Raw genomic sequence first — 5,344 nt, forward strand, 5'->3', positions numbered from 1 at the left:
GCGCCCCCGATAAAAAAACTGGCGCTTGCGAGCGCGCTAACTTTAAAATGGTATTTTTTAACGGGTGCATGACATCTGAGTCGCCAATCAGACGGCTATCGAGAATTTGCTGCTCAGGTGAGCGCTCAGGCGTTGACTTTGCAGCGTTATCTTGATGAATAACCTTAAGCGCATTTTCAACCAATTGACGCAAGCGCGGCAGCTCAAGCGGCTTATTAACAAAGTCAAAAGCGCCCAGCTTCAGTGCTTCAATCGCCAAATCCATACTGCCATGCGCGGTAATCACGGCAATGGGCGTACTTGAGCTGCTGCTAATATGCTTAACCAACTCTAAGCCTGAACCATCAGGGAGTTTTAAATCGGTTAAACAAAAATCATAGTCGTTTGCTTGCCAATAGGCTTTGGCTTGCGACAAGGTATAAGCCACATCGCTTTTGATGCCCATTTTGGTTAAGGTAATTTGCATCAAGCGGCATAAATCTACTTCGTCATCAACGACTAGCGCGGTTGTGGTCATACATCATCTCATTGTCTTAAAATACTACAAGGCGTTAAAAATACGTTTTATTTAAACTATCAATTTTTCCATTATTAATCGTTTAATTATCAATGGCTGCGTTGTCAATAGCAGGCGCAATCAAACGAAAACAAGTTTTTTTGTGTTCTGGAATATAAAGTAGGCGCGCATGGTTGGCCTCACAAAATGCTTGCGATAAATACAAGCCTAAACCCGTACCCGCCTTATCAGTGGTAAAAAATGGATTGAACAAGTGGTTTAAATCCGCCGTGCTTACACCTGTTCCATCGTCCAATACATCAATTATAACATCGTTATCGGCACAATAAATCTCGATTTCCACAACGGCATGAGGGTGAGCATAACTGCTATGACGTAAGCCATTGTTAATCAAATTGATAAAAATTTGTTCTAACTGATGCGAATCAAACGAGATGGTCGGCTGCGCATGATTGTGTAAAAAAACATCGTGACCTTGAAAATAGTTTGCCAAAAATTCTGGCATCCAGTCGGCAAGGGCAATCAACTGCTGATTGGCGGTCTGCTGACGAGAGAGCTTTAAAACGTCTTCAATAATACGATTAACGCGCTTTGTTTGCGTGAATATCATTTTATAAAGCTCATGATTGCCAGCCAACGCATCATTTGCGCTTGCACTCTCTATGGCCTGACTTTCTTCAATATCTTCTATCAGTAGTTGACTGGCTTGCGAGATAGCGGCTAAAGGGTTTCTTATTTCATGAGCAATACTGGCGGTCAGCTGCCCCAAAGAGGCCAGTTTTAATTGTTGGGCGCTGGCTTGTTCGCGGCGTAAATCTTCTAAAATGATCAGCTTACTGTCATCTTTTAGCGGGATAATTTCAACGCGAAGCTTACCAAAGACAGAGGCATTGGCAGTAGCTGGCAACTCATAAATAAAACTGCGAGATTGTCCCGTCTCTATCGATAAGCAAGCTTCAAAAAGCTGCAAATGTTGCGCACGAAGCTGCTGCTGAAAGTCGGCGAGTGGTTTGTTTGCAATATGATTTTTAATATTATTTGAAGAGCTGTTTGCATGGCTGTTTAAAGAATTGTTTAACAAGCTGTTTGGCGAGCTACTGAGCGCAGCATTTGTCTCAACATACTCTGCCTCCATTGCCGTAGTATTTGGAATACTGAGTAATTGATAAGCCGCAAGGTTGGCTAAAACCACTTGTTCACAATCGATGACGATGACACCGTTGGCCATTTGGGTGATGACTTCTTGATTGATAACGTTTAAGCGTTCGACTTCTTTGGCGTGGCGGGCCGCTACTTTCTCAACTTGTACCAAGCGCTGCGAGATTGACCAACTCAAACCGCCGACTGCCAAAAAGCTGGCTGACATCAGGAGCGCATCACCCAAATTTGCCAAACTCATGCTATTGGCAATCGCATAAAAAAACTGCTGATAGATAACGAAAATAATCGCCAGTAAGGTAATAATCAGCGCTTGCGAGCTATGAAGTAGCATAAAGCTTGCGGCCACCACCACCATATACAGCATGGTCAACTGCAAATCAGGCGCGCCAGCGGTATAGAGCAGTAAGCTTAAAATAATAACGTCTACTGCCAAACCAAACGCCAGCTGTTGCCGTGGATGCTTGGTCACCACATAAAATAAACCCAATAAAATTAAGCTTAGAAGGACATAAAAACTGAGCGCGGTTTGCTGCAAAAAACTTGGTAATGATGAGCCATCGCTAGCGCGCGCTGTGATATACACCATCAGCATAGAAAATAGGCTGACGACAAAGCGATAGCTGCTATAAATCAAACCCAACCTGCGCAGCTGCGGCAACGGCAAGGTGTCATCGCGCTGAAAATAATCAATAACAGTCGCGACGACGCTACTAATAGAGTTCACAGATTTCGACGGCGCAGACTTTAGAGATTTCATAGGCGTTAAGGGTTTCAGTATTTCTATTGGCTTTATAAATTAACCGTCATAAAAGAAAAGACACCTAAAGTGCATGCGCATAGCGACTTACGGTTGGATAAGCCCATGGCGAATGGCCAAATGGGTCAACTTTACATCGCTATCGACACCGACTTTTTCATAAATGCGGTAACGATAAGTATTGATGGTTTTGACGCTGACAAATAACTGGTCGGCGATTTGCTGCGGGCTTTGGCAATTCACCACCATCATGGCGACCTGTTTTTCTCGGTCACTTAATAAGTCAAAAGGTGAGCTGGCATTATCAGATAACAAAACATCCGCCAATTGCTCGGCAACGTCTTGGCTAAAGTAACGCCCGCCCTGATAGACTTTTTTCACTGCGCGTATCATCTCATCAAGCGGCGTTCCTTTGGTGATATAACCATTGACACCCGCTTTAATAAGCATCGACGGATAAGGCTGCGCTGACATGCTACTCACGGCCAAAATCTTAAAGCCCATATCAAGCTGAATAAGACGTTTGGTGGCTTCAAGCCCGCCAATATTGGGCATATTGACATCGAGCAATATCACATCCGGACGCAGCTGTTTTGCCAATTTAATCGCCATATCGCCGCTATCTGCTTCGCCGACGACTTCGATATCGGCACTATCTGCCAACATGCGGCTAATGCCCATTCGCACCAAATCATGATCATCTACTACTAGTACTCGAATCATAGTTATACTCTTTTCTATTGGTCAGAATAAAGGGTGCACTGTTAAACTTAAACTATCTAAATGATTTTACTGTCTTATTATAAATGTTAGCTGCTATAAATTTATTGACTAAAATATGTAAACTCACAAATTCCCTTATATTAAGCAGCATACTTTTATATGAACTTTGCAATTGTACCCTTATAAGCTTAAATGTAATGCTATATTGCGCCATTGTTAATTAATATTGCTGTAATATAAAGTAAATGTAGTAAAATTTGAATGTGGTCAAAAAGTGACATCTAATTGATTTAGTAGATTAAACTTAAATGCAAACCATGATACACTAAAAATACAAAAACTCTATGCGAGTATCTATAAACACAACCACAAACGCTACGTACGTTGTTGGTGTTAGTTAGTATGTAACTGATTTTCTAACTAATGGCAGCGCGGCTGCAGGAGGCATAATGAAGCAACTACCATTAACCAAACAGCAATTAATCGCTGCTCTGATTTCATTGAGTTTGGGCAGTGTTGCACAAGCGGCACTTACCATTAATGGTAGTTCTGGCTCTGAGTCTAGTGCTCGTGTGAGCTGGGGCGGTGCCGACAGCTTATCTGAAGCGCGTAAAATCATGTATAACAGCAGTAATAGCTCGGCGATTAAAAAAGTAGACAATGGCTACGGCGCCACCAATATTACTAATGCACACAGTTTTGGAAGTACCAATAATAATAGCTTTAACAATACCAATAGCTATAACACCGCCTATCGTGGTGGTTTTAACAGCGGTAGTATGATTCCAATCAGTACCGATTCGCGCAGTGTTGCGGTCATCGATGCTGAAACCGGCGAATCTATCTACGAAAAGGCTGCTGATATTGCCCGTCCGATGGCAAGTATTACTAAGATTATGACTGCAATGGTGGTGTTAGACGCCGGTCTTGACATGCGTGAAGAGATTACCCTTGATCCAGAAGATTTCGTCGGTCCAAAACGCGCCAGCTCAAACCTTAAGTCAGGCGACCGTTTGAACCGTGCTGAGATGCTACTTATGGCATTGATGAAATCAGAAAACCCAGCTGCAAAAAGCCTAGCGCGTAATTATCCAGGTGGTTATAGTGCCTTTATGCGCGCTATGAACCGTAAAGCCCAAGATTTGGGCATGACCACCGCTTTCTTCGGTGACCCAACCGGTCTTGATAAGCGTAACGTCGCTTCATCAAATGATCTCGTTAAAATGGTACGTGCAGCGGGTAACTACGATGTCATTCGTCGTTTTTCGACCACCAAAAGCTATGACTTTTATGTCTCTAACTACTCAAGCGGCAACCGCACGTATAAAGCCAACAACACCAGCAGCTTAGTGCGTGATGGTAGCTATCCAATCGGTATCTCAAAAACTGGCTTTATCAATGAAGCAGGGCGCTGCGTGGTGATGGAAACCCGTGTCAATAACCGTCCGGCGATTATCGTGATTTTGGGCGCAAACAGCTCAGCGACGCGCTGGGGTGATGCGAAAAATATCTTAAACAGTTTGGCGACTCGCCGTACCGTATAAGCGTGCTATTTTAATATTGATAAAAAGGCTGTTATGTAATATAACGGCCTTTTTATTGGGTCAAATTTGAGCCCATTTGAGGAAAAATGATATGTTCCAAGCATCGGCTATGACGCCCGCACCCAAACTATATTTACTCACCAATGATGATGAATTTTCAGTGTTATATGCAAAACTAGAAGTAGCATTAGCAACAGGGCTGGTAGCATTATTGCAAATTCGCCGTAAAAAAACCTTACAATCGGCAAATGGCAAAGCAAAGCTGTATAAGGAAGCGCGGCAGATCGTCAGCTTAGCAAAGTTTTATAACGTCGATATTGTGATGAACGATGACACTGCACTTGCCAAAAAACTTGGCATCGGGGTACATTTAGGTCAACAAGATGGTGAGATAAATAACGCCAAAATTGTTCTAGCAACAAGTGAAATTATCGGACGAACTTGTCACGGTGATGTAGCGTTGGTCAAACAAGCAAAAGAAGACGGCGCAAGCTATGCGGCGATGGGCGCGGTTTTTGCTTCAAATACCAAACCTAATGCCCATGTAATATCTCGCCAGCAACTTATTGAAGGTTGTCAGCAAGGGATTGATATCTGCGTAATAGGGGGATTGACGGCGGAAAATATAACCGAGCTGGCAGG

Annotated in this window: 5 protein-coding genes; 2 read left to right on the forward strand and 3 right to left on the reverse strand. The window is 43.2% G+C overall.

Annotated elements, in window-relative coordinates; translation table 11 throughout:
- The 3 genes from V7D75_RS14120 to V7D75_RS14130 all read right to left on the reverse strand — a co-directional run.
- The coding region (locus tag V7D75_RS14120) for a response regulator (protein WP_333615072.1) at window positions 1-517 on the reverse strand (517 nt) is incomplete at its 3' end.
- 82 nt (window positions 518-599) lie between these two features.
- Entirely contained in the window at window positions 600-2,435 is a 1,836-nt protein-coding gene (locus tag V7D75_RS14125) for a sensor histidine kinase (RefSeq protein ID WP_333615073.1), read from the reverse strand.
- Between the two features lie 87 nt (window positions 2,436-2,522).
- A complete protein-coding gene (locus tag V7D75_RS14130) occupies window positions 2,523-3,158 on the reverse strand; it encodes a response regulator (RefSeq protein ID WP_102076814.1) in 636 nt (211 codons plus the stop codon).
- Window positions 3,159-3,607: 449 nt separating this feature from the next.
- Here V7D75_RS14130 and V7D75_RS14135 point away from each other — a divergent pair, with 449 nt between their 5' ends.
- Together V7D75_RS14135 and V7D75_RS14140 are read left to right on the forward strand one after the other, a co-directional pair.
- The gene (locus V7D75_RS14135; RefSeq protein ID WP_305935997.1) at window positions 3,608-4,702 is read left to right on the forward strand and encodes a serine hydrolase; all 1,095 of its coding nucleotides are present in this window, start codon (window positions 3,608-3,610) and stop codon (window positions 4,700-4,702) included.
- Between the two features lie 91 nt (window positions 4,703-4,793).
- On the forward strand, window positions 4,794-5,344 hold a 551-nt coding region (locus V7D75_RS14140), incomplete at its 3' end, for a thiamine phosphate synthase (protein ID WP_333615074.1).

This window comes from Psychrobacter sp. (assembly GCF_036731945.1).
Classification (GTDB): Bacteria; Pseudomonadota; Gammaproteobacteria; order Pseudomonadales; family Moraxellaceae; genus Psychrobacter.